This window comes from Paraburkholderia sp. NMBU_R16, from assembly GCF_013282575.1.
Taxonomy (GTDB): Bacteria; Pseudomonadota; Gammaproteobacteria; order Burkholderiales; family Burkholderiaceae; genus Trinickia.
Genome location: NZ_JAAAYE010000043.1, coordinates 1 through 22,858, shown reverse-complemented (window position 1 = coordinate 22,858; position 22,858 = coordinate 1). Strand labels below are relative to the sequence as shown.

Sequence of the window (22,858 nt, the reverse complement as noted above, 5' to 3'; positions counted from 1 at the left end):
TCGATTGAGAAAAATCGCGTGGCGATGACCGTCGTGCGTGCGCATAGTGGCGAGCCCTTGGGTGCTGCCGTCATTCATCGCACCCTCCGGCTTGAACGCAACGCAGGAATCCATTTCATGACTTTCAGTTCCGAAATCAGCCCGCCGAGCCGGCTTGGCGCGCATGTTCTCCGTGTAAATCGAGGGCGCCTGCTTCTCGCATTTTGCCTGACCGCGGTACTGTCGCTGAGCGTGCACGCGGTCATGCTTCAACTGTTCGACGTACCGTATCCGTCGGCACAGATCTCGAGCCCGCTGCCGGACATCGTCAATAGCGCTATCGCAGTGTGGGCGGCCATCTGGTTGTTTGCCCAAATGAGGCGGACATGGCCGCATCGTTCGCGGCTTGTCCACGCCGGCATTCTTTTCGTGCTCGTATGCGGGCTGAACGAGACGCTGCGGGGATGGTTCATGAACGGCTATTGCACGAGTGCTCGAGGTTGGCTGTTTTTTGCAACGATGGCGATGCCCGCATTGCTCGTCTATGCAGCCACCGCGGTAGCCGCCGCGCTCGTGGAGCGCGTGTCCGGAACGCGGCGAGCATTTCATCTCGCCGCGCTCGCCGTGTCGGTCCTGCTTGGCGTCTTCGCGTTTGCGTGGGTGTCATGGGGGAAGGCGGCTCTATTCGCCGCGTTCGGCGATATGGTGGCAGGCGGCGGGTGGTGCCGACTTCCCTATGGAATGAATGTGTTGGTGCCGGCCTATCTGACGTTTATCGAGCCGGCCCTCGCATGTCTGATGTGTTGCGCGCTAGCTTCGCCGTCGTTGTGCAAGAACCGGGCAATGCGAACCGTGCAATTCATGTTCCTGACACTGGCGCTGAAAAAGCAACTGTTGATGTCGTTGTTCTACGCTATATATGCGCCGCTGCCTTTTGCCTCCGCGCTCGTGAGCATGGGGCAGTTCACGCTTGAAGCGGCCGTATTGGGAGCCGCGACCGCCGTGAGCTGGACCTTTGCGCGCAATGGCGTGGAGACTGCGAAGCCCGCACCGTAAAGAGTCGTGCCAAAGCCCGTGAATGGCGCCGCATAGATAGTGCAGCAACAGTTACAAGTACGAAACATGCGCCGGCAAGCTCTGGGGTATAGTCCGCTCATCGAATTACCGTATGACGGACGGGGGTTATGTCATGACTACCAAGAACACACGCATTGTTGGGGGCCTCGCGGTTGCGCTGATCGCAGGCGCGTCGAGCGCGGCGATGGCCGCGGATGTCAGCGTGGGCGTGAACATCGGCGTGCCCGCGCCTGTGTATGTCGCCCCCGCGCCCGTTTATGCGCCGCCCCCGCCGGTGGTCTATGCACCGGCGCCGGCGATCGTGATTGGATGGCACGGCGATCGTTACTGGGACGGGCGCCGCTATTGGGAGCGCGAGGATTGGTACCGCCATCATGGCCGCGGCCCCGATTGGGACGACGACCACTGGCATGGCCGTGGCCATGGCCGCGGTCACGGTCGTGGGCATGACTGATCGCGCCTATTGATAGGCTGACAGGCGGTCTCCGCACCGCGCCCATATGAAAAAACCGCCCACCGTGACTCTCCGGTGGGCGGTTTTCCATGATGGCAATGCTGGGAGCCGAGAGGCTCTCGGCCCGCCGAACTTATTCGGCCGGTAAAGATGCCATCCCGCCCACGACGGCGTGAAAACCGCTATCGACATGCATGATCTCGGCCGTGACGCCGCTTGCGAGATCGGACAGCAGAAAGGCGGCTGTATTGCCGACCTGCTCGATCGTCACATTGCGCTTGAGCGGTGCGTTTTCGGCGACGAAGTCGAGGATTTTGCCGAAGCCTTTGATCCCGCTTGCCGCGAGGGTCTTGATGGGGCCGGCGGAGATGGCATTCACGCGCACGCCGCGCGCGCCGAGCGAACCGGCCATATAGCGCACCGACGCTTCGAGAGCGGCTTTGGCGACGCCCATCGTGTTGTAGTTCGGAATCACTTTTTCGGCGCCGAGATAGGACAGCGTCAGCAGCGATGCGTCTTGCGACAGCATCGGCAGCGCGGCCTTTGCGAGCGCGGGGAAGCTGTAAGCCGAAATGTCATGCGCGATGCGGAAGTTTTCGCGCGTCATACCATCGAGAAAATCGCCGGCGATTGCCTCGCGCGGGGCGAAGCCGATCGAATGCACGAGACCGTCGATACTCGGCCAGTGTTGCTTCAGCGAGGAGAAGAGCGCTTCGATTTGCGCATCGTCGGCCACATCGCAAGGGAACACGAGTTCGCTGCCGAATTCGGTGGCGAACTCGGTAATGCGATCCTTGAAGCGCTCGCCGACGTAGGTGAAAGCGAGCTCGGCGCCTTCGCGCTTGCAGGCTTGCGCGATGCCGTAGGCAATCGAGCGGTTCGACAGCAGACCGGTCAGCAAAATGCGTTTTCCAGCGAGAAAGCCCATGAATTCTCCTATGTCAGGTATGCCTTGCACGGCGGCGCGTAAGCGATCGGGCGGCCGGCGAATGGTTTTTCAGTACAATTTGCGCAATTCTCTCATATCGCCATCCCCGCTCGAGCATAGGTGCTTATGACGACAGGTTTGCGACGAACCGCCGCGCTGCGTTGGCTGTTGGTCTTGTTCGGGTTCGCATGCGCGTTCGGTGTGTCCGCCCCGGTCGAGGCAGCCTATGCCATCGCCCAATTCGGTACGCCCAAGTATCCCCCGGGCTTTGCGCACTTCGACTACGTCAACCCCGATGCGCCCCAAGGCGGCACGCTCGTGCTTGCCAACCCGAGCCGTCTCACGAGCTTCGACAAGTTCAACCCGTTCACGATGCGCGGCAACCCGGCTCCCGGCATCGGCATGCTGTTCGAGAGCCTGACCACGGGCAGCCTCGACGAGCCGGCTTCGGCATATGGCTTGCTGGCCGACGATATCCGCATCGCGCCCGACCGCCGCTCGGTGACATTTCATATCGATGCGCGAGCGCACTTTTCGAATGGCGATCCGGTGACTGCCGAGGACGTCAAGTATTCGTTCGATACGCTCAAGAGCCGGCAAGCCGCTCCGCAGTTCGCCGCCTTCTACGCCGATATCGCGCGCGCGATCGTCGTCGATCGGTCGACCGTTCGCTTCGAATTCAAGCAGGCGAACCGCGAATTGCCGCTGATCGCCGGCGGCGTGCCCGTGTTTTCGCACAAGTGGGGCCTGCGCGCCGACGGCACGCACATACCGTTCGATCAACTCGCGTTCGACAAACCGATCGGCAGCGGACCGTATCTGATCGAGCAGTACGACGGCGGCCATACGATCACCTATCGGCGCGATCCGTCGTACTGGGGCGCGGCGTTGCCGGTCCGCGTTGGAACGAACAACTTCGAGCGCATCACCTATAAGCTCTACGCCGACAGTGTGGCGAGGCTCGAAGCTTTCAAGGCCGGCGAATACGACGCGCTCGTCGAATACATCGCGCGTAACTGGGCGCGGCGCGATGTCGGCAAACGCTTCGACGACGGCGAACTCATCAAGCGCGAATTCCGGCAGCACAATGGCGCGGGGATGCAGGGTTTCGTGTTGAACCTGCGTCGGTCCCTGTTTCAGGACTTGCGCGTACGCAAGGCGCTCGATCTTGCATTCGACTTCGAATGGCTGAACGAGCGCCTTTTTTTCGGCGCGTACACGCGGCTCGACAGCTACTTCGCCGATAGCGAGTTGCAGGCGAGGGGAGCGCCTGGCCCCGGCGAGCTGAAGTTGCTCGAACCGTTGCGCGCACAACTGGATCCCGCGGTGTTCGGGCCTATGCCGGTGCAGCCGAGCACGGACCCGCCGAACTCGTTGCGCGGCAACTTGCGCAAGGCGCGCGCGTTGCTCGCGCAAGCGGGCTGGACCTATCGCGACGGCGCCTTGCGCAACGCCAAGGGCGAGCCGTTCGTCTTCGAGATCCTCGAGGATTCGGGGCAGGGGGCGTCGATGGAGCCCGTCATTGCCGCCTATATCCGCAACCTCGCGAAGCTCGGCATTCGCGCCATCTATCGAACAGTCGATTTCGCGCTGATTCAAAAACGCTATGACGCCTTCGATTTCGATGTCACGATCGTGCGTAATCCGGGCACGCAGATTCCCGGCGTCGAACAGGTCTCGCGCTTCGGCAGCCGCTCGGCCGACGAGCAGGGCTCGGACAATATGGGCGGACTCAAATCGCCTGCCGTCGACGCGATCCTCGATGCGCTCGTGCATGCGCAGACCAAGGACGAGCTCGTGAATGCGGCGCATGCGCTGGACCGGGTGCTCATGCACGGTTATTACGTCATTCCCCAATGGTTCAGCACCACGCATCGAATCGCCTACCGGCGCGACCTGCATTATCCGCGGACGCTGCCGCTGTACTATTCCGCCGAGGACTGGATCGTATCGACGTGGTGGCGCGAGCCCGACAAGCGGGCAGGCGTCGAATCGAGTGCCGATAGCGCGCGCTGAATGCGCCGCTAAAACGCGTTGATGTGCATACAAGCTGACGGATAACCGATTATGTGGGCCTATATTCTCAAGCGGTTGCTGTTGATGATTCCGACGCTCGTCGGGGTGCTCACCGTCACGTTTGCCGTGATTCAATTCGTGCCGGGCGGGCCGGTCGAGCAGGCGGCCTATGAATTGCGCAAGGGAGCGGCCCAGGAGGGGCAGCCGCCGCCGTTCGGCTTGCGCGCGCACAACGGCGTCGACGCGCAGCAGATCGCGCAATTGAAGGCGCTATACGGTTTCGACAAGCCGCCTTTGACACGCTACTGGCTGATGCTCTCGCAATTTGCGCGCTTCGATCTCGGGCAGAGTTACTTCCATCACCGTAGCGTCTGGTCGCTCGTCATATCGAAGCTGCCCGTATCGATCAGCATTGGTCTCTGGACATTTTTCCTGACCTATCTGATTTCCGTGCCGCTCGGCATCGCGAAGGCCGTCCGCAACGGTTCGCCGTTCGATGTGGTGTCGAGCCTGATCGTGCTCGTCGGATATGCGATCCCGGGTTTTGTACTCGGCGTGCTGCTGCTCGTGCTGTTCGGGGGGGGCTCGTTCTGGCAGTTCTTCCCTCTGCGGGGACTGGTCTCGGACGATTTCGCCCAGCTCTCGTTCGGCGCGAAGATCGTGGATTATCTTTGGCACATCGCGCTGCCCGTCACGGCATCGGTGGTCGGCAGCTTTGCCATCGTCACGATGCTGACCAAGAATGCGTTTCTCGACGAAATCAAGAAGCAATACGTGTTGACCGCCAGGGCGAAAGGTCTCAGCGAGAAACGCGTGCTCTGGAAACACGTATTCCGCAATGCGATGCTGCCGCTCGTCGTCGGCTTTCCCGCCGCATTCATCGGTGCGTTTTTCACGGGCAGCTTGCTGATCGAAACGCTGTTTTCGCTCGATGGCCTGGGTCTGCTTTCGTACGAATCCGTCGTGCGGCGCGATTATCCCGTCGTGCTCGGCACGCTTTACGTCTTCACGCTGATCGGGCTCGCAACCAAGCTGATCTCCGACCTCTGCTACGTCTGGGTCGATCCGCGTATTCAATTCGAACAACTGGAGCGTTGACGTGGGCCGAGTCCGTCCTCATATCGGGCAAGACGCGCAGCCGCGCAGCGAGATCGCGGAAGCGTTGGCTTCGCCCACGCCGATGCGGCGCCTCTGGCGGCGCTTCAAAGGGCAACGGATCGGCTATTGGAGCTTGATTGTCTTTTGTATCGCGTTCGTCGCGAGCCTCGCTGGGCCGCTATGGTCGAACGACAAACCGCTCGTCGTGCGCTATCAGGGCCAATTTTATTTTCCGCTCGCGAAGACGTATGCCGAGACGACGTTCGGCGGCGACTTCCCGACGCCCGCCGATTATCTCGACCCGTACGTGCGCCGCCGCTTCGATCTGCCCGGCAATTTCGCGATCTATCCGCCGAACCATTACTACTACGACACGCTCAACTATTTTTCGAAGGAGCCGAATCCCGCACCGCCGTCGCGCGAGAACTGGCTTGGCACGGATCAGCAAGGGCGCGACGTGTTCGCGCGACTGCTCTACGGTTTTCGCATTTCAGTCGAATTCGGGTTGATCCTGACGCTGATCGGCAGTGTGCTCGGCATCCTGGCCGGCGCGGTCCAGGGATATTTCGGAGGCCGAACCGATATCCTCGGCCAACGGCTCATCGAGATCTGGAGCGCGCTGCCCGAACTCTATTTGCTGATCATCTTCGCGTCGATCTTCGAGCCAAGCTTCGTGCTGCTCATCGTGCTGCTTTCGCTTTTCGGCTGGATCGGGCTGTCGGATTACGTACGCGCCGAGTTTCTGCGTAATCGTACACAGGACTACGTGCGAGCGGCGCGCGCCATGGGCCTGAGCAACTGGCAGATCATCTGGCGTCACATACTCCCGAACAGCCTGACCCCCGTCATCACGTTCTTGCCGTTCCGGATGAGCGGCTCGATTCTCGCGCTGACGAGCCTCGACTTTCTCGGCCTGGGGGTGCCCCCGCCGACGCCCAGCCTTGGCGAGTTGCTGGCGGAAGGCAAAGCGAATCTCGACGCCTGGTGGATCTCGTTATCGACATTCGGCGTGCTCGTCGCCACGCTGCTGCTGTTGACGTTCATGGGCGATGCGCTGCGCAACGCACTCGATACGCGGCTCGCCGATGCCATGCGAGCGGGAGGCAACCAATGAGCGCGGCGCATAGCAACCCGGTCATGGACGCGAACGGGGCGCCGCTGCTGTCGATCGAAGGACTCAGCATCGCTTTCGGCGAGGCCATTGCTGTGAATGACATCACGCTTGCGATCGGCCGCGGCGAGCGCGTCGCGCTCGTCGGCGAATCGGGCTCGGGCAAGACCGTCACGGCGCTTGCCATTCTGCGACTGCTGCGCGATGCGCAAGTGAGCGGCGCCATCCGGTTCGCCGGGGCCGATCTCAACGCCAAGAGCGAACGCGACATGCGCGCGCTGCGCGGCTCCGATATCGCGATGATCTTTCAGGAGCCGATGACGGCGCTCAATCCGCTTTATACGATCGGGGAGCAGATAGCCGAGACGATCGTCGCACACGACGGCATCGCGCCCGCCGAAGCGCGCCGGCGCGCCGTGGCATTGCTTGCGCGCACCGGCATTGCCGAGCCGAACAAGCGCGTTCTCAGTTATCCGCACCAATTGTCGGGCGGGCAGCGGCAGCGCGCGATGATCGCAATGGCGCTCGCGTGCCGTCCGCGCCTGCTGCTCGCGGACGAACCGACGACAGCGCTCGATGTCACGATTCGCGCGCAGATCGTCGATCTGCTGCTCGAGTTGCAGCGCGAGGAAGCGGCCAAGCGCGGGATGGCCGTGCTGTTGATCACGCACGATCTGAACCTCGTGCGGCGGTTCGCCGAGCGGGTGGCCGTCATGGAGCACGGCGTGCTTGTCGAATGCGGCCCCGTCGAGCGGATCTTCGAAGCGCCTCAGCACGCCTACACGCGCCGCCTCATCGAAAGCCGCCCGCGTCGTTCGGTGCAACCCGTACTGCCGATCTCGCCCGCGGTGCTCGAAGCGCGCGACGTATCGGTCGCATTCCGGACTCGCTTGCCCGGCATGAGAGGCTGGTTTCATTCGGGCAGCTTTGCGGCGGTATCGAATGCGAGCGTGGCGGTGCGCCAGGGCGAGACGCTCGGCATCGTCGGCGAATCGGGTTCGGGCAAATCTACGCTTGCGATGGCGTTGCTCGGCTTGCAACGCACCGCGTTCGGGACGATCGAATTTCAAGGCCAGCCGCTCGCAAGCTATCGAGGGCGGGCAAAGACGGCGCTGCGTTCCAATATGCAGGTCGTCTTTCAAGATCCATTCAGTTCGCTTTCGCCGCGCCATACGATCGAACGCATCGTGGGCGAAGGGCTGGCGCTCCATCGGCCGGAGCTCGGCGCCGCCGCACGACGCGAAAAGGTCGTGGCGATATTGCGGGAAGTGGGGATGGATCGGACCGTGCTCGCGCGCTACCCGCACGAGTTCTCGGGCGGTCAGCGACAACGGATTGCAATTGCTCGCGCCCTCATACTGGAGCCGCGACTTCTGGTACTCGACGAGCCGACGAGCGCCCTCGACGTGTCCATTCAGCAGCAGGTGTTGGCGCTGCTGAGCGCCTTGCAACAGAAATACAACCTTGCATTCATTTTCATCAGCCACGATCTGGCCGTCATCGGGGCAATGGCTCATCGCGTGGCCGTCATGCAGGACGGCGCGATCGTCGAGACGGCGGACGTCGAAAAGATATTCTCGAAACCGCAGCATCCGTATACGCAAAAGCTCCTCGCGGCGAGCATGCAAGGATGATCGCGACAATTATGACGGTACCCCGATTGTTTTTTTTAATTTGTTTTGACAACTGGTTACATCCTGGCTAGTATCGTCCAAACTTTCCGCAGAACCCCTCGCAGATCCCTGATTCTTAAGCAAATCCTACCGACCGATGCAGCACCGATACTTTGCCCAGGCTTGCGCGCGCGTCGTCACCGGAATGTTCGTTGGCGTCTTGATGAGCGCAGCACCCGGTGCGTTCGCGGATGAAGCGAACACGTTGTCGCAAAGCACCGCCTATCCGATTCGCGCAGAATCGACCTCGCTTTCCTCAGTTTCGTCCCCCGATTCGCAAGCAGCGGCGCCTACGACCCGCGCCGGCCGCGCCAAAGCCTTTTTCTCGGGCATGGCGGGCAAGGCGGGTGATGTCGTCGTCGGCGCACTGAACATGATTGGCGTACGTTACCGCTGGGGCGGCGATTCCCCTGATTCGGGGCTCGATTGCAGCGGATTCGTCCGCTACGTATTCCAGGACACCCTCGGTCTCGCGCTGCCGCGCCGTGCCGAAGAAATGAGCCGCGTCGGCGAAAAGGTCCGCATCAGCGACCTGAAGCCCGGCGATCTGGTGTTCTTCAATACGATGCGTCGCACGTTCTCCCACGTCGGCATCTATATTGGCGACAACAAGTTCGTGCATTCGCCGTCCACCGGCAGCACGATTCGCGTCGACGATCTGGACGACCGCTATTGGGAAAAGCGCTTCACGGGTGCTCGTCGCATCGAGTCGCGCTTTCCCGTCAAGGCCGACGAATTGCGTCAGCGCGTGAGCGCGACGATGGACGCGACGGCCGGCAACTGATTACGACCGGCTCGCCGCAGTTGCGGCGGGCGGGCTCTTCGTTTGTCTAAACCCGCTGCAGGTGTAAGCCGGCAGCGGGTTTTGTCGTTCGGTTCCAGCCCTCTGCGCCGCGCGTTTTACGACGCGGGCACGGAAGCGGCCCGTACGTGGCCCGTTGCCAGCCTTTGCTCCAGTTGCGAAAAGACCTTGGCGACCGCTTCCTCGCCCGCGAGGATCGCCGCGTTGCGCTGTCCGAAATCGCTGCCGCTCATCGCGGCCAGATTCGGACGAATCACGAAGTCCGCGTATTTTTCGAGTTCGTAGGTTTTGATCGTCTGCCCCATGATCGTGAAGGTCTGAAGCAGTACGTCGAATGAGTTCTGCGTAAGCGCGCTCTCCGGGTTGGCGGAGATATCGACGGCGATCACGAAATCGGCCCCCATTCTCCGCGCAAACGAGGCGGGTACGGGGCTGACGAGTCCGCCATCCACGTATTCGTGGCCGCCGATCTTGACCGGTTCGAAAATCGACGGAACGCTGCATGAGGCGCGTACGGCCACACCTGTGTTGCCGCGCTGAAAGAGAATCGGCTGGCCCGTGCGCAAATCGGTGGCGACGATGCCGAGCGGGCGTGCCATTTTCTCGATCGGCCGATTGGCGAGCGTCGTGTTGACGTAGTTCTGCAATGCAACGCCTTGCAAGAAGCCGCGCGTACGGAACGGCATCGCCCAGTCGCTGATCGAAGCCTGATCCATCGTCAACGCGAGCTTGTTGATCGCGATGCCATTCATGCCCGACGCATAGAGCGCGGCGACGACCGAGCCCGCGCTCGTACCGCACAGCAGATCGGGCGTGATGCCGCGCGCTTCGAGCGCCTTGATGACGCCGATATGGGCGAAGCCGCGCGCGGCGCCGCCGCCGAGCGCGAGCCCGATGCGAAGCGGCCGCTCGGGCGCGGATGCGACGGGCGGGTTCTCGTTCGTTTTCGGCGGTGCCGATGCACAAGCGCCGACGAGCATGGAGGCGCAGGCCAGCGAGAAGTTGCGCCGGGACAAGCCGGACGATTGCGGTGGTTGCGGCAAAGTAGAGCGGGGGGAAGCGGGTTTCAACGATATCTCCTGCGGCCATGATGCGCACCGTGCGCGAGCTGGAGCGCGGCGTGCGCAATGTCGTGCGCGGGCACATCATAAGGCAAAGCGCGGCTCATGCGCGGCACGTCCCGGCGAACCGCGCCGCTGCGGGGCTTCGGTATGGCCGGGTATAATCGCGGTCTCTTTCCGTTTGCTCGCTATGCGTGTATCCATCGCGCGAAATCCGCCCATGTCCAACGTCCGCACCCGTTTCGCACCCAGCCCCACCGGTTTCATCCACCTTGGCAACATCCGCTCGGCGCTCTATCCATGGGCCTTTGCGCGCAAGATGAAGGGGACCTTCGTGCTGCGGATCGAAGACACCGATGTCGAGCGTTCGACGTCGGCCTCCGTCGATGCCATTCTCGAAGGCATGGCGTGGCTCGGCCTCGATTACGACGAAGGGCCGTTCTATCAGATGCAGCGCATGGACCGCTATCGCGAAGTGGTCACGCAAATGCTCGAGCAGGGTCTCGCTTATCCGTGCTACATGTCGACGGAAGAACTCGATGCGTTGCGCGAACGTCAGCGCGAGGCCGGTGAGAAGCCGCGCTACGACGGCACCTGGCGGCCGGAGCCCGGCAAGACTTTGCCGACGCCGCCAGCCGGTGTGGCGCCCGTCATCCGTTTCCGGAATCCGCTTACCGGCGTGGTGGCCTGGGACGATGCGGTGAAGGGCCGGGTCGAGATTTCGAACGAGGAACTTGACGACCTCGTGATCGCGCGCCCCGACGGGACGCCGACTTATAACTTCTGCGTGGTCGTCGACGATCTCGACATGCGCATCACGCATGTGATCCGCGGCGACGATCACGTGAACAACACGCCGCGTCAGATCAACATTCTGCGTGCGTTGGGGGCGGAGCCGCCGGTCTACGCGCATTTGCCGACCGTGCTCAACGAAGCCGGCGAGAAGATGAGCAAGCGCCATGGTGCCATGAGCGTCATGGGTTATCGCGATGCGGGTTACCTGCCGGAGGCCGTGCTCAACTATCTCGCGCGTCTGGGCTGGTCGCATGGCGACGCTGAGATCTTTTCGCGCGAGCAGTTCGTCGAATGGTTCGATCTCGAACATCTTGGCAAGTCGCCGGCGCAATACGATCACAACAAGCTCAACTGGCTCAACAACCACTACATCAAGGAAGCCGACAACGCCCGGCTTACCGGGCTCGCGCTGCCGTTTTTTGCGGAGTGCGGCGTCGACGATGCGACGCTGGCGAAAGGGCCGTTGCTTGCGAGCGTGATCGCGCTGATGAAGGATCGGGCGACGACGATCAAGGAGATCGTCGAAAACGCGCTCATGTTCTATCGGGAGCCGGCGCCTGAGGCCGAGGCGCTCGCGCAGCATCTGACCGATACGGTGCGCCCGGCGCTTGCCGACCTTGCGGCCGCACTGCGTGCGGCCGAGTGGACGAAAGAGGGTATCGCGGCCGCGTTGAAGGCGACGCTCGGCGCACACAAGCTGAAGATGCCGCAGCTCGCGATGCCGCTGCGGCTGGTCGTGGTTGGGACGACCCATACGCCGTCGATCGACGCGGTGTTGGCGCTGTTCGATCGCGACGTCGTGGTGAGCCGGATCGAAAAGCACGTGCGAGCGTGACATCTGGTTGGCGTGCTCGAGCGCTGCGATAAAAAATCGTGCGTCGGTCCGCGAAGGGTATTTACAAACCAGGAATTGGCCTCTAAAATCTCGTTTCTGTTCTGCAAGGGGGTATAGCTCAGCTGGGAGAGCGCTTGCATGGCATGCAAGAGGTCAGCGGTTCGATCCCGCTTACCTCCACCAAGACATGGTCCGCAGACAGTCGCAGTAGTCAGAAAAGCCCTGAGAAATCGGGGCTTTATCTTTTTCTACGGTCCGTAGAATTCTCCGCCGTTCCGTCGTGTCCAGTTTGCACGTACCCAAAGCGTCCGGGCAGGCCGGACCAGCGCGTCGTGCAGCGTCAGCGCGGCACCTATCCCAAGCCCACTACGAAGACCGCTGTTGTCGTGGCGATTGATGACCGCGGGCGGGGGACCGCTGAAACTCGCATCGTGCCATCCGCCAACTTCATCGATTGATCGACGCCACGCATCAATCCATCCAAAACTTGCACTTCACATCGGAGACGGTTCCGAAGAACAATGCGCATTCGCCCAGCAGCTCAGACACATGACCCGCGAGCGGCGTATCGACCAGAACCATCCGGAGACACCTCGATGCCACAAGCAGCCGTCGCATCCAATCGACGCAGCACAAGCGCAACCGTACTGCGCGTGACCGCCGGCAACTTCCTCGAGCAGTTCGACTTTTTCCTGTTCGGCTTTTATGCCACGCAAATCGCCGCGGTTTTCTTTCCGTCGTCGAGCGAGTTCGCTTCCTTGATGATGACCTTCGCGGTATTCGGCGCCGGCTTTCTGATGCGGCCGATCGGTGCGATCGTCCTCGGCGCCTATATCGACGATGTCGGCCGCCGCAAAGGCCTGATCGTCACGCTTTCGCTGATGGCTGTCGGCACGATTCTCATTGCCTTCGTGCCCGGTTACGCCAGCATCGGTCTCGCCGCGCCCGCTCTCGTGCTGCTGGGCCGTCTGCTCCAGGGTTTCTCGGCCGGTGCCGAGCTCGGCGGTGTCTCCGTCTACCTGGCCGAGATGGCGGCGCCGGGTCGCAAAGGTTTCTATACGAGCTGGCAATCGGCAAGCCAGCAGGTCGCGATCGTCGTGGCGGCCACGCTTGGTTTCGCGCTGAACCAGTGGCTCAGCAAAGGCATGATCGCTACATGGGGATGGCGGGTGCCGTTCTTCGTCGGCTGCCTGATCGTGCCTTTCATCTTCGCGCTGCGCCGCAATCTCGCCGAAACGCAAGCGTTTCAGCAACGAAAGCACCGGCCCCATCTGCGCGAGGTGTTCCTCACGTTGGCCCGCCATTGGGCGACCGTGCTCGCCGGCATGATGCTGGTCGCGATGACCACCACGAGCTTCTATCTCATCACCGTCTACGCGCCGACCTTCGGCAAGACGGTGCTGCACCTGAGCACGGCCGACAGCCTGCTTGTCACGCTGTTTGTCGGCGTATCGAATTTCATCTGGTTGCCCATCGGCGGTGCGCTGTCGGACCGCTTCGGCCGCCGTCCGCTGTTGGTTGGCATGAGTGTGCTTACCGTACTGACCGCGTATCCGGCGCTGTCCTGGCTCGCGCATGCACCGAGCTTCGCGAGCATGCTGGGCGTGCTGCTGTGGCTCTCGTTCATGTACGGCGTCTATAACGGGGCGATGGTGGTCGCGCTCACGGAGATCATGCCAGCCGAGGTTCGCGTGGCCGGCTTCTCGCTCGCATACAGTTTGGCAACCGCCGCATTCGGCGGGTTCACGCCCGCGGTTTCCACGGCGCTGATTCATTGGGCCGGCGACAAGGCCGCACCGGGGTACTGGCTCAGCTTCGCCGCCGCCTGCGCATGCTGTGCAACATTCGTGCTGTACCGTCGCTCGCCGGCCGCATTCGGCGCAGTCCAATCCCAATAAGAGGCGCCGTACGATGATGCGCACCCTTCGATCCGTTTTGCGGAAGTTCGTTACCGTCGCGTTTTTGGCCGGCGCGCTTGCAGCCGCGCACGTGCAAAGCGCGGAACTGCATGTGATGACCTCTGGCGGCTTCACGGCGGCCTATCAGTTGCTCGGCCCGCGCTTTGCCGCGGCAACCGGAAACACGCTGGAAACGGTCCAGGGCCCGTCGATGGGCAAGTCCGCCGCCGCCATACCGAATCGCCTCGCGCGCGGCGAGCCCGCCGACGTCGTGATCATGGTCGGCTACGCACTCGACGAGCTTATCAAGGAGGGCAAGGTCATCCCCGGCTCGCGCGTCGAGCTCGCCGATTCGCGCATCGGCATGGTGGTGCGCGCAGGCGCGCCGAAACCGGACATCGGTTCGCTCGACGCGTTGCGGCAAACCCTGTTGCACGCGAAGTCGATTGCCTATTCGGACAGCGCGAGCGGCGTATATATCGAACGCGAGCTTTTCAAGAAACTGGGCATCGAAGACGACGTCAAGCCGAAGGCGAAGATGATCCCACGGATTCCAGTTGCATCGGTGGTCGCTACCGGTGACTACGAAGTCGGTTTTCAACAGGTCAGCGAGTTGCTGCCCGTGAAGGGCGTCACGTTCGTCGGCACGATTCCCGAATCGGTGCAGTCCGTCACGCGCTTTGCAGCGGGCATCCCGGCCGGCGCATCGCATCCTCAGGAAGCCGAGCAGCTTCTTCACTATCTCGCATCGCCCGAGGCCCGGCCGGCGGTCGAATCGACAGGGCTCCAGCCGGTCGGTGAACACTGAGCCGGTGTCCAACCGGGCAGGGCCGCGCTGCGAGGTTCACGATTTCCGTTGCGCGGTTCGTTTCTTGGCGCCGGGTGCGCCGCGCTTGCCCTGGATGTCGATAACCATCCGGTAGAACTCTTGTGCCGCAGGTGTCATCTGGCGGCCGCGCCGGTGTACGAGACCGACGCGCCGCGTGACGACCGGGTCGACGAGCGGCACGCTCGTCAGTAACGGATGCTCTGACTGCGGCATCGCCATCGACGGCACGGCAGCGACGCCGAGCCCGGCTTCGACGAGCCCGAGCGCCGTCGTCACGTGGCGCGTCTCGCAGACGCTCGGTGCGGGCGGTGCGACGGCCGCGAGCGCTTGGTCGAGCAGCAGGCGGTTGCCGGACGTCTTGTCGACCGATACATATTCGTGTTGGTAGAACTCGCTCCACGAAACGCGCTTCTTGCCCGCCAGCGGATGATCGCGCCGGCACGCCACGACGAAGCGGTCTTGCAGCAACAGCTTGAATTCGATGTCAGCGTCCTGACTGCCGACGAAGCCGACGCCGAAGTCGGCTTCGCCGTTCTTGACCGCGTTCAACACTTCGTTCGAGCTTGCATCGAAGAGCTTGACGCGGATACGTGGATAGCGAACGCGATATTGCGCGATGACGGCCGGCAGAAAATAGTGCGCAGCCGACGGCACGCACGCGATCGTCACATGCCCGAGGCGGCTCGAAGACACTTCGCGGATGCTGAGCAGCGCCGCATCGAGGTCGTCCAGCAACTGCTCGGCGCTCGGCGCGAAGGCTTGACCAACCGTCGTCAGGTACACACGGCGCGTCGTGCGCTCGAACAGCCGAGCGCCAAGTGCTTCTTCGAGCTTGTCGATGCGTCGGCTCAGGGCCGGTTGGGAGATGTTGATCGATTCGGCGGCCTTGCGGAAGCTGCCCAGCTTGACCACCGCGGTGAAGGCCTGCAGATCGTTCAGATCCAAGTGGATGGCCACCGTATGCGCTCACTTGTCGAAAACGCCATTGTGCATGAGGTGGGCCGCCTTCGCCCCTTGGACGATCGCGCTCAGCGAAAGTTGTCGAGCAGGCTATGCCACACGACCCTCGCCGCAATGTTTTTTCCGGTTATCGATCCAAAGATCATTTCCGCCAGGGCGCGGGGTTGAAGGCATGTTTCGCGGCTTCCAAAAACACACGCTGACGGATCGTCAAGCCCTGACGCGTGGGCGTGAGGGCGATGACTGGCGCGGGTTCGAGGCGCCATGCCGGCAGCACGCGCTTGAGCTTTCCCTCCGCGATCAGCCGCGCGCAATCCCATTCGGAGCGCGCGACGACGCCTAGGCCGTCCATCGCCCAATCCCTCACGACGGTGCCATCGTTCGAAGACAATGCGCTGTTCAACCGAACCGTGACGGCTTTGCTCATGCGTTTGCCCGCGGCATCGTGTTGAGTGAAACGCAGACGGGTCACGTCTTCATCGTTCTCTCGCAAGGTCAGGTAGGCGTGCAGGGTCAGCTCGGACGGGTGCTTGAGCTTGGACAGGCTGCGCGCCAAGGCGGGGCTCGCACACAAAATGCGGTCGTTCGGCGCCAAATAATGTCCGATCCAGGACGACCCTTTGATGTGGCCGATGGAAATGACGACGTCCGCACCCGACGCGCAAGCGAGCGGGCTTTCAACCAAGATGAGCGAAATCGCGAGCTTCGGGTGCGAGCGATGCAGGTCGCGAATCAGCGGTGCGACATATTCGCGACCGAACCCGAACGGCGCCACGACGCGCAGATGGCCGCTCACGCCGCTCGCCTCTCCGGAAATGCGGGAAGGAATCGACTCGATCCGCTCCAGGATGTCGATGGCTTCCTGAACGAGGCGCCGGCCCTCGTCAGTGAGCGAAATTCCCCTGGCCGCGCGCGTGGCAAGGCGCACCCCCACGCGCTCCTCGATGCGCTGTAGCCGCACCGTGACCGCGGGCGGTGTGAGATCCAGCAGCCTCGCGGCCGCGGCAAGCGATTGCGACGCACCGAGCGCGCGGAGCAGTTGCATGTCTTCCAATTGAAGCATTAAGCACCTATTAACGATCGATTCATCGAATCTTAAACCCGGGAAAGATAATTTTTTTTATAGTGGCTAACGTGCGCTTGGCGCCGTGCGGTATCCGCAAATCCGCCAGCATGCCGACTCCGTGCGGACAGCGGCCGGCAAGCTTCTTACCCCTATGAGCGGTCCACATGGATAAAACAGAACATGGCGAGCGGTGTCCGACGACGATCAACCCGGCGGGGCTTGCAACGCCCGGCGGCCACTACAGCCACGTCTCGATCGCGAGCGGGCTGGTGTTCGTGTCGGGCCAACTGCCGATCGACTCGACCGGACGCAAACTCACGGACAAGCCGTTCGAAGCCCAGGCCGAGCAGGTGTTGGCCAATCTCGCTTCGGCGCTGGCCGGTGCGGGCAGCGACGTCACGAAACTGGCTCAGGTCCGTGTCTATATCGTCGATATCGAGTATTGGGCAGCGTTCAACGAGATATACGCGCGTTGGGCCGGAGAGGCGAGACCCGCTCGCGCCGTGGTCCCGGTTCCCGCGCTGCATTTTGGTCTGAAGATCGAAGTCGAGGCGGTGGCTTTGGTGTAGTCGGTCCGATTGAATCGGTGCGGCGCAAGTCTGCCAATTGTTGCCGTTCGTGGGCGAATGGTATCGACTCAAGGACACACTGCAATGACTTCACCTGTTCGTCACCTCATGCAAGCGGGACGGCTGGACCGGTTCTTTATCGGCGGGCAATGGGTGGCGCCCGAGAGTGCGGAGCGAATCCCAGTCGTCTCGCCTTCCACGGAAGACGAGATCTGCGAGACCGCGCTGGGAAACGAGCGCGACGCTGAGAAGGCGGTGCTCGCGGCGCGCAAAGCGCTCGTAGCTTGGTCGGCGACTTCGCCGCAAGAGCGTGCCGCGCTGCTCGACCGCGTTCATACCTCGATGCTCGAGCGCGCCGAGTTGTTCGCCACGGCGTTGACGACGGAAATGGGCGCGCCGATCAGCTATGCGCGCACTGCGCATGTGCCGCTCGCTGCCGAACATCTCCGCGTTGCGCGCGATAATCTTGCCAGCTACCCGTTCCGCGTTCAGCGCGGTACGACCGCGGTCGTTCGCGAGCCGATCGGCGTGTGCGCGCTGATCACGCCGTGGAATTGGCCCATCTATCAGATCACCGCGAAGGTCGGCCCCGCGCTCGCGGCAGGTTGCACGGTGGTCCTCAAACCCAGTGAACTCTCGCCGCTCAGTGCATTGCTCTTTGCCGAAGTCATCGCGGACGCCGGCGTCCCGCCGGGCGTATTCAATTTGGTGACGGGCACGGGCCCGCAAGTCGGAACCTTGCTGGCGTCACACCCGCAGGTCGATATGGTTTCGATCACCGGGTCCACGCGTGCCGGCGTGCTGGTTGCACAAGCGGCTGCTCCGACGGTCAAGCGCGTGGCGCAGGAGCTTGGCGGCAAGTCGCCGAACGTCTTGTTGCCCGACGCCGATCTGCCGCGCGCCATCTCGCTCGGCGTTGCCGCCGCGTTCCGGAATATGGGCCAGTCGTGCAGCGCGCCGACGCGTTTGATCGTACCGCGCGCCGCGCTGGGGCAGGTGGACGCGTTGGCCGTCGCCGCAGTGGAGCAGATGATCGTCGGCGATCCTTTTGCCGATGCGACGACGCATGGCCCCCTGGCCAATCGCGCGCAGTTCGGCAGAGTGCAGACGATGATCGAAGCGGGCATCGACGAAGGGGCCAAACTGATCGTGGGAGGGCCCGGACGGCCCGAGGGGTTCAGCAGGGGTTTCTATACGCGACCCACCATCTTTTCCGACGTTCGTGCCGATATGACGATCGCTCGGGAGGAGATCTTCGGGCCGGTTCTGGCCATCCTGGCCTACGACTCGGTCGAAGAAGCGATCGCTATTGCGAACGACACGGTGTATGGGCTGGGCGCGCACGTCCAAGGCGCGGACAAGGCGCTCGTGCGCGCCGTTGCCGCGCAAATTCAGTCGGGCCAGGTGCATCTGAATTATCCGGCCTGGGATCCGCAGGCTCCGTTCGGTGGATACAAGCAGTCGGGCAACGGCCGGGAGTACGGTATCGAAGGCATGGAAGAGTACATGGAGGTCAAGTCGATCCTCGGGTACTACGATTGAAGCGACGGCTACGCCTGACGTGATGACGCTGACGAGGCGTACCTCATCGCAACGCTCCTGTCATGGCTTTGAATTTTTGCGCACCTTACCAGCCATAGAAGCGCGGCCAGGTTTCGACACTGCCGTCCGGGCCCAGGGCCTGATAAGCGGGGTGCTGCGCTCCGGTGGCGCACGCATGGTTGGGTAGGATGCGCAGACGCGTCCCGATGGGAAACCGCTGTTCGATTTCGCGATCCGGCGCGCCCGAGCGGGAGACGATGCCGTGCTCCTGGTTTGCGCCGCTCATCAGGTAGTCGTTCAACACTTCCCCGTCTTCGAGGCAGACGAGTCCGTAGCCGAAGTCGCGCTTCTGACGCTGGGTGCCGCGATCGCGGCTCATCGCCATCCAGCCCGCGTCGACGATGGCCCAGCCTTTTTCCTTCTGGTGGCCGATCACGGTGGTCAGGACGGTCAACGCAATCTGGGACGTGTCGTTGACGCCCACGTTGTGCATGACGAGATCGAACATGACGTAGACGCCCGCGCGCACTTCCGTCACGCCTTCCAGATGTTCCGCCGCCAGCGCGGTCGGCGTCGACCCGATGCTGACCACATCGCATCGCAGGCCCGCCGCCCGCAAGCGCTCGGCGGCATGCACGCAGCGCGAGCGCTCCTGCTCGGCAATCCGCACCAGTTCTTCATGCGTATCGTGTTCATAGCTGGAGCCTGCATGCGCCAATACACCGCCAAGCCGCATGCCGCCTTTGACGAGCGTCGTTGCGACAGCGACAAGCGTGTCGTCCTCGGGTGCGATGCCCGAACGATGGCCGTCCACGTCGATCTCGATCCAGACTTCGAACGCTTCTTCGTTGGCCCGTCCAAAGGCGACGATGGCCTCGGCGCAGGCGACGCTATCGGCGACGATTTTCAAGTCGCAGCCTTGTCGGCGCAGCGTGAGCGCCTGCGGTAGTTTGTTCGGGGCCATGCCGACGGCGTAGACGATATCGCGGATGCCGCATGCGAAGAGTTGCTCCGCTTCCTTGAGTGTGGATACCGTGATGCCGCGTGCGCCCGCATCGATTTGCGCCTGAACCACCTGCGCGCATTTGCTCGTCTTGACGTGCGGCCGGAAGCTCACGCCGAGTGTATCCATGCGTTGCTGCATCCGCTCGATGTTGCGGTTCATCCGCGCGATATCGATCAATGCGGCGGGCGTATTCAACGACTCCAAATCCATTTGTGGCTCCTGGCGATTCGTCGCGCGATCGGCATCGCTGTGCCCACATCGCGCATTCGGATGGGCCACTATAAAAGCGCACCGAGAATTTGTGCTTAACGACTGATAAATCGGGCGTTAAGCCATATTGAATGTTCGAGCACTAGAGTCCTGTCGCGGCAGGGCGGTGCGAGACGAGACCGTCGCGTGGGCGGCGTCAAGCTATCGCGTTAACGATCCAGGATTTGAAGGGCACGGTTGTGGCGTGAACGAGGGTAATGCCGCGTTGCTGTCGAAGATCAACGACGGGCTGACCAACATCGCGCTCAGCCGAACTTGTCCAGCAGGCTGTACCACGCGACCCCCGCCGCAATGTAAAAGCGCTGAAGCCCATGCAGCGGAATCGGAGTCATCTGCGATTGCGGATACGGAAACCGGTTGCCGCTGCCCGCGAGCCGCTCCGCGATGTGCCGACCGAGACTCGTACAGAGCGCAATGCCGCGACCATTGCACCCAAGAGCCATCGTCACACCCGGCGCCGGCTCGTGAATATGGGGCATGAAATCCCGCGTAATGGCAATTCGCCCGGCCCAGCGATATTCGTAATCGAGCGGCCCCAACTGCGGAAAAAGCAATTCGAGCGAGCGTTCGAGATGCGCAAAATCACCCGGACCGCGCGGCTCGGTGAAGAAGCCGCGTCCACCCATCAACAAGCGGCCCGCTGCATCCTTGCGGAAATACAGCAGCAGCCGCTGTGAGGTCGAAGCGGTTTCGCCGCGAGCGAGAATGACTTGCGCGTGCGCTGCACTCAGCGGCCGCGTGGCGACGATGAAGCTGTTGGCGCTCAGGACGGTCTGCGCCAAGCCCGGCCATAACGAGCCGGTGTAGCCGTTGGTGGCGATCACGACACGCTCGGCGCGCACTTGGTTGCCTTCAGAAGTGATCGCGATCCAGCGCGTGCCTTGCCGCTCCAGCTTGGCGACGGTCGTTCGCGCGTGCACAGTGCCTCCGGCTTTTTGCACGGCACCCGCGAGCCCGCGTGCATACGCCAATGGCTGAATGGCACCCGCACGGCCATCGAGCCAACCGCCCGCAAACGCTTCCGTGCCCACGCGCTGAGCCACGGCGGCCCGGTCGAGCAACTCGACGGGCACGCCGCGCCGCCCCCATTGCCGCGCGCGCGCATGCATGGCCGGAACGCTTTTCTCCGAATAGGACAATTGCAGCCAGCCAGCTCGTACGGGCTGACAGTCGATGGTATGCCGATCGATCAGATCGAAGACGAGATCCGCCGAACGCGATATCGCATCGATCAACGGTTCCGCGCGCTCGGCACCCAACATGCGCACGAGGTCGTCCGGGTCGTGCTTCAGTGTCGGGTTCACCTGTCCACCATTGCGGCCCGACGCGCCCCAGCCGGGTTCATTGGCCTCCAGCACCGTCACTCCGACACCGCGTTCGGCCAGGTGCAACGCAGTGGAAAGGCCGGTATAGCCGCCGCCGATGACGAGCACGTCCGTGGCCGTCGATTCGAGCAACGGGGGGGCGGCCGACGCGGCAGGGGCCGTGGCGGCCCACAGCGAAGGCGGCAGCGGCTCGCTCGTCTTTCCTGAGTCGGTGCGCGGTACGGTCATAGACCTGCTTCCCCCGTTGCCACGTCAGCGGGCCGGTGCAGCACGCGGCGCAGGAAATCCTGCGTCCGCGGCTCGCGCGGCGCGCCCAGTACTTGTGATGCAGTGCCCGCCTCGACGATGGTGCCGCTATGGAGGAAGCAGACGCGATCGGCCACCTCGCGCGCAAAGCCCATCTCGTGCGTCACCACGATCATCGTCATGCCTTCACTTGCCAGTCTGCGCATGACTTCGAGCACATCGCCCACGAGTTCGGGATCCAGCGCGGAAGTGGGCTCGTCGAACAGCATGGCCTCGGGTTCCATCGCCAGCGCCCGCGCAATGGCGACGCGTTGTTGCTGACCGCCGGAGAGTTGATTGGGATAGGCCTGTGCCTTGGTGGCGAGCCCAACTTTCTCGAGCAGCGCCATCGCCTTGGCGCGGGCCGCGCCGGGCTGTTCGCGCTTCACGTAGACGGGGCCTTCCATCACATTCTCGAGCACGGTGCGGTGGGGGAACAGGTTGAACCGCTGGAATACCATACCCATGCGGCTTCGCAGCGTATGAATCGACTTGCTGGTCCGGTCTACGCGTTCGCCGAATGCAACGATCTCGCCACCATCGTACGACTCGAGCCCGTTGATGCACCGCAGGACGGTGGACTTGCCCGAGCCGGACGGGCCGATCAGGCAGACCACTTCGCCTTTGTCGACATCGAGGCTCACGCCGCGCAGCACATGGTGATCGCCGAAATGTTTGTGCAACCCGCGAATCTCGATCATGGTTCATTCCTGCCGGCGCCCATACGGCGCTCGAGCCTGCGCAGTCCGTATACCAGCGGCAAACTCATCAAGAGATACAGCAACGCGACGAGCGTATAAACGGTCATGTTCTGGAAAGTCGAGGAGGCGATCAGCTGCCCCGCGCGCGTCATTTCCGCCACCGTAATGGTGGAAACGAGCGACGAATCCTTGAGCATCATCACCAGCGTATTGCCATAGGGCGGCAACGCGATACGGAAGGCCTGTGGCAGGATCACGCGGCGCATGATGAGCCCACCGCGCATACCGAGCGCTTGAGCGGCTTCGTGCTGGCCGGCGTCCACGGCCTCGATGCCGGCGCGGAAGTTTTCGGCCTGATAGGCGGAGTACGCGATCCCGAGCCCGATGACGCCGGCCTGAAACGCGCTCAACTGAATCCCAATGTCAGGCAATACGAAATAAATGTAAAAGGGCCTCTTTTGAATTCCGAGTGGGTGATGTTAGCGGGTCAAGGGCGGGCGTAAGCCCGGCGCAGCGAACCCTTGAGGCGCTCTGAATCGACAAGCTGAGGTATGGCTGGTTGCGGCAGAATGCGGCAA

At 62.7% G+C, this 22,858-nt stretch carries 19 protein-coding genes, 1 tRNA gene and 1 pseudogene; 13 read left to right on the top strand and 8 right to left on the bottom strand.

Features of this window, described 5'->3' with window-relative positions:
* Positions 1–117 precede the first annotated feature (117 nt).
* Both GWC77_RS20215 and GWC77_RS20210 read left to right on the top strand, forming a co-directional pair.
* Positions 118–1,035, top strand: coding sequence for a hypothetical protein (locus GWC77_RS20215; protein ID WP_173259929.1), 918 nt, complete (start codon positions 118–120; stop codon positions 1,033–1,035).
* A 133-nt stretch (positions 1,036–1,168) separates the two neighbouring features.
* Positions 1,169–1,510: a hypothetical protein gene (locus GWC77_RS20210; protein ID WP_173259928.1), complete on the top strand. Its 342-nt coding sequence runs from the start codon at positions 1,169–1,171 to the stop codon at positions 1,508–1,510.
* Positions 1,511–1,643: 133 nt separating this feature from the next.
* Here the strand turns inward: GWC77_RS20210 and fabI are convergent, their stop codons facing one another.
* A complete protein-coding gene (gene fabI / locus GWC77_RS20205; RefSeq protein WP_173259927.1) occupies positions 1,644–2,438 on the bottom strand; it encodes an enoyl-ACP reductase FabI in 795 nt (264 codons plus the stop codon).
* A 126-nt stretch (positions 2,439–2,564) separates the two neighbouring features.
* On the opposite strand from fabI, the gene GWC77_RS20200 reads away from it, so the two are divergent.
* The 5 genes from GWC77_RS20200 to GWC77_RS20180 all read left to right on the top strand — a co-directional run bounded on the left by GWC77_RS20200 (position 2,565) and on the right by GWC77_RS20180 (position 9,120).
* Entirely contained in the window at positions 2,565–4,454 is a 1,890-nt protein-coding gene (locus tag GWC77_RS20200; protein WP_173259926.1) for an extracellular solute-binding protein, read from the top strand.
* A 51-nt stretch (positions 4,455–4,505) separates the two neighbouring features.
* Positions 4,506–5,552 carry a microcin C ABC transporter permease YejB gene (locus tag GWC77_RS20195; protein WP_173259925.1) on the top strand — a complete coding sequence of 349 codons (1,047 nt, stop codon included), beginning with the start codon at positions 4,506–4,508 and terminating at the stop codon, positions 5,550–5,552.
* Between the two features lie 82 nt (positions 5,553–5,634).
* Positions 5,635–6,666 (top strand): ABC transporter permease, encoded by a 1,032-nt coding sequence (locus GWC77_RS20190; RefSeq protein ID WP_173259957.1) that lies wholly within the window; start codon positions 5,635–5,637, stop codon positions 6,664–6,666.
* The gene (locus GWC77_RS20185; RefSeq protein ID WP_173259924.1) at positions 6,663–8,297 is read left to right on the top strand and encodes an ABC transporter ATP-binding protein; all 1,635 of its coding nucleotides are present in this window, start codon (positions 6,663–6,665) and stop codon (positions 8,295–8,297) included. The genes GWC77_RS20190 and GWC77_RS20185 overlap by 4 nt, the downstream gene beginning before the upstream one ends.
* A gap of 136 nt (positions 8,298–8,433) precedes the next feature.
* A complete protein-coding gene (locus GWC77_RS20180) occupies positions 8,434–9,120 on the top strand; it encodes a C40 family peptidase (protein ID WP_173259923.1) in 687 nt (228 codons plus the stop codon).
* Between the two features lie 116 nt (positions 9,121–9,236).
* Here the strand turns inward: GWC77_RS20180 and GWC77_RS20175 are convergent, their stop codons facing one another.
* Positions 9,237–10,118: a patatin-like phospholipase family protein gene (locus tag GWC77_RS20175; RefSeq protein WP_173259956.1), complete on the bottom strand. Its 882-nt coding sequence runs from the start codon at positions 10,116–10,118 to the stop codon at positions 9,237–9,239.
* Positions 10,119–10,419: 301 nt separating this feature from the next.
* On the opposite strand from GWC77_RS20175, the gene gltX reads away from it, so the two are divergent.
* From gltX to GWC77_RS20155, 4 genes are all read left to right on the top strand, one after another.
* Positions 10,420–11,829 carry a glutamate--tRNA ligase gene (gene gltX / locus GWC77_RS20170; RefSeq protein ID WP_173259922.1) on the top strand — a complete coding sequence of 470 codons (1,410 nt, stop codon included), beginning with the start codon at positions 10,420–10,422 and terminating at the stop codon, positions 11,827–11,829.
* Between the two features lie 107 nt (positions 11,830–11,936).
* Positions 11,937–12,012 (top strand) — tRNA-Ala (locus GWC77_RS20165).
* Positions 12,013–12,425: 413 nt separating this feature from the next.
* The gene (locus tag GWC77_RS20160) at positions 12,426–13,727 is read left to right on the top strand and encodes an MFS transporter (RefSeq protein WP_173259921.1); all 1,302 of its coding nucleotides are present in this window, start codon (positions 12,426–12,428) and stop codon (positions 13,725–13,727) included.
* Between the two features lie 13 nt (positions 13,728–13,740).
* Positions 13,741–14,535, top strand: a complete 795-nt coding sequence (locus tag GWC77_RS20155; RefSeq protein ID WP_173259920.1) for a substrate-binding domain-containing protein — start codon at positions 13,741–13,743, stop codon at positions 14,533–14,535.
* Positions 14,536–14,571: 36 nt separating this feature from the next.
* Here the strand turns inward: GWC77_RS20155 and GWC77_RS20150 are convergent, their stop codons facing one another.
* A complete protein-coding gene (locus GWC77_RS20150) occupies positions 14,572–15,513 on the bottom strand; it encodes a LysR family transcriptional regulator (protein ID WP_173259919.1) in 942 nt (313 codons plus the stop codon).
* Positions 15,514–15,658: 145 nt separating this feature from the next.
* Complete coding sequence (locus GWC77_RS20145) at positions 15,659–16,579, bottom strand: LysR substrate-binding domain-containing protein (RefSeq protein ID WP_173259918.1); 921 nt, start codon at positions 16,577–16,579, stop codon at positions 15,659–15,661.
* 167 nt (positions 16,580–16,746) lie between these two features.
* Between GWC77_RS20145 and GWC77_RS20140 the strand changes: the two genes are divergently transcribed.
* Positions 16,747–17,151, top strand: coding sequence for a RidA family protein (locus GWC77_RS20140; RefSeq protein WP_173259917.1), 405 nt, complete (start codon positions 16,747–16,749; stop codon positions 17,149–17,151).
* Positions 17,152–17,235: 84 nt separating this feature from the next.
* On the top strand, positions 17,236–18,693 hold the full coding sequence (locus GWC77_RS20135; protein ID WP_173259916.1) for an aldehyde dehydrogenase family protein: 1,458 nt from the start codon (positions 17,236–17,238) through the stop codon (positions 18,691–18,693).
* Between the two features lie 85 nt (positions 18,694–18,778).
* Here GWC77_RS20135 and GWC77_RS20130 read toward each other — a convergent pair whose 3' ends face one another.
* The 4 genes and pseudogenes from GWC77_RS20130 to GWC77_RS20115 all read right to left on the bottom strand — a co-directional run.
* Positions 18,779–19,909 (bottom strand): DSD1 family PLP-dependent enzyme, encoded by a 1,131-nt coding sequence (locus GWC77_RS20130; RefSeq protein WP_173259915.1) that lies wholly within the window; start codon positions 19,907–19,909, stop codon positions 18,779–18,781.
* A gap of 305 nt (positions 19,910–20,214) precedes the next feature.
* On the bottom strand, positions 20,215–21,522 hold the full coding sequence (locus GWC77_RS20125; RefSeq protein ID WP_173259914.1) for an FAD-binding oxidoreductase: 1,308 nt from the start codon (positions 21,520–21,522) through the stop codon (positions 20,215–20,217).
* A complete protein-coding gene (locus GWC77_RS20120; protein ID WP_173259913.1) occupies positions 21,519–22,280 on the bottom strand; it encodes an amino acid ABC transporter ATP-binding protein in 762 nt (253 codons plus the stop codon). Before GWC77_RS20120 ends, GWC77_RS20125 begins: the two co-directional genes overlap by 4 nt.
* A pseudogene (locus tag GWC77_RS20115) lies at positions 22,277–22,729 on the bottom strand (amino acid ABC transporter permease); the annotation flags it as partial. The gene GWC77_RS20120 and the pseudogene GWC77_RS20115, both read right to left, overlap by 4 nt.
* Between the last annotated feature and the right edge of the window lie 129 nt (positions 22,730–22,858).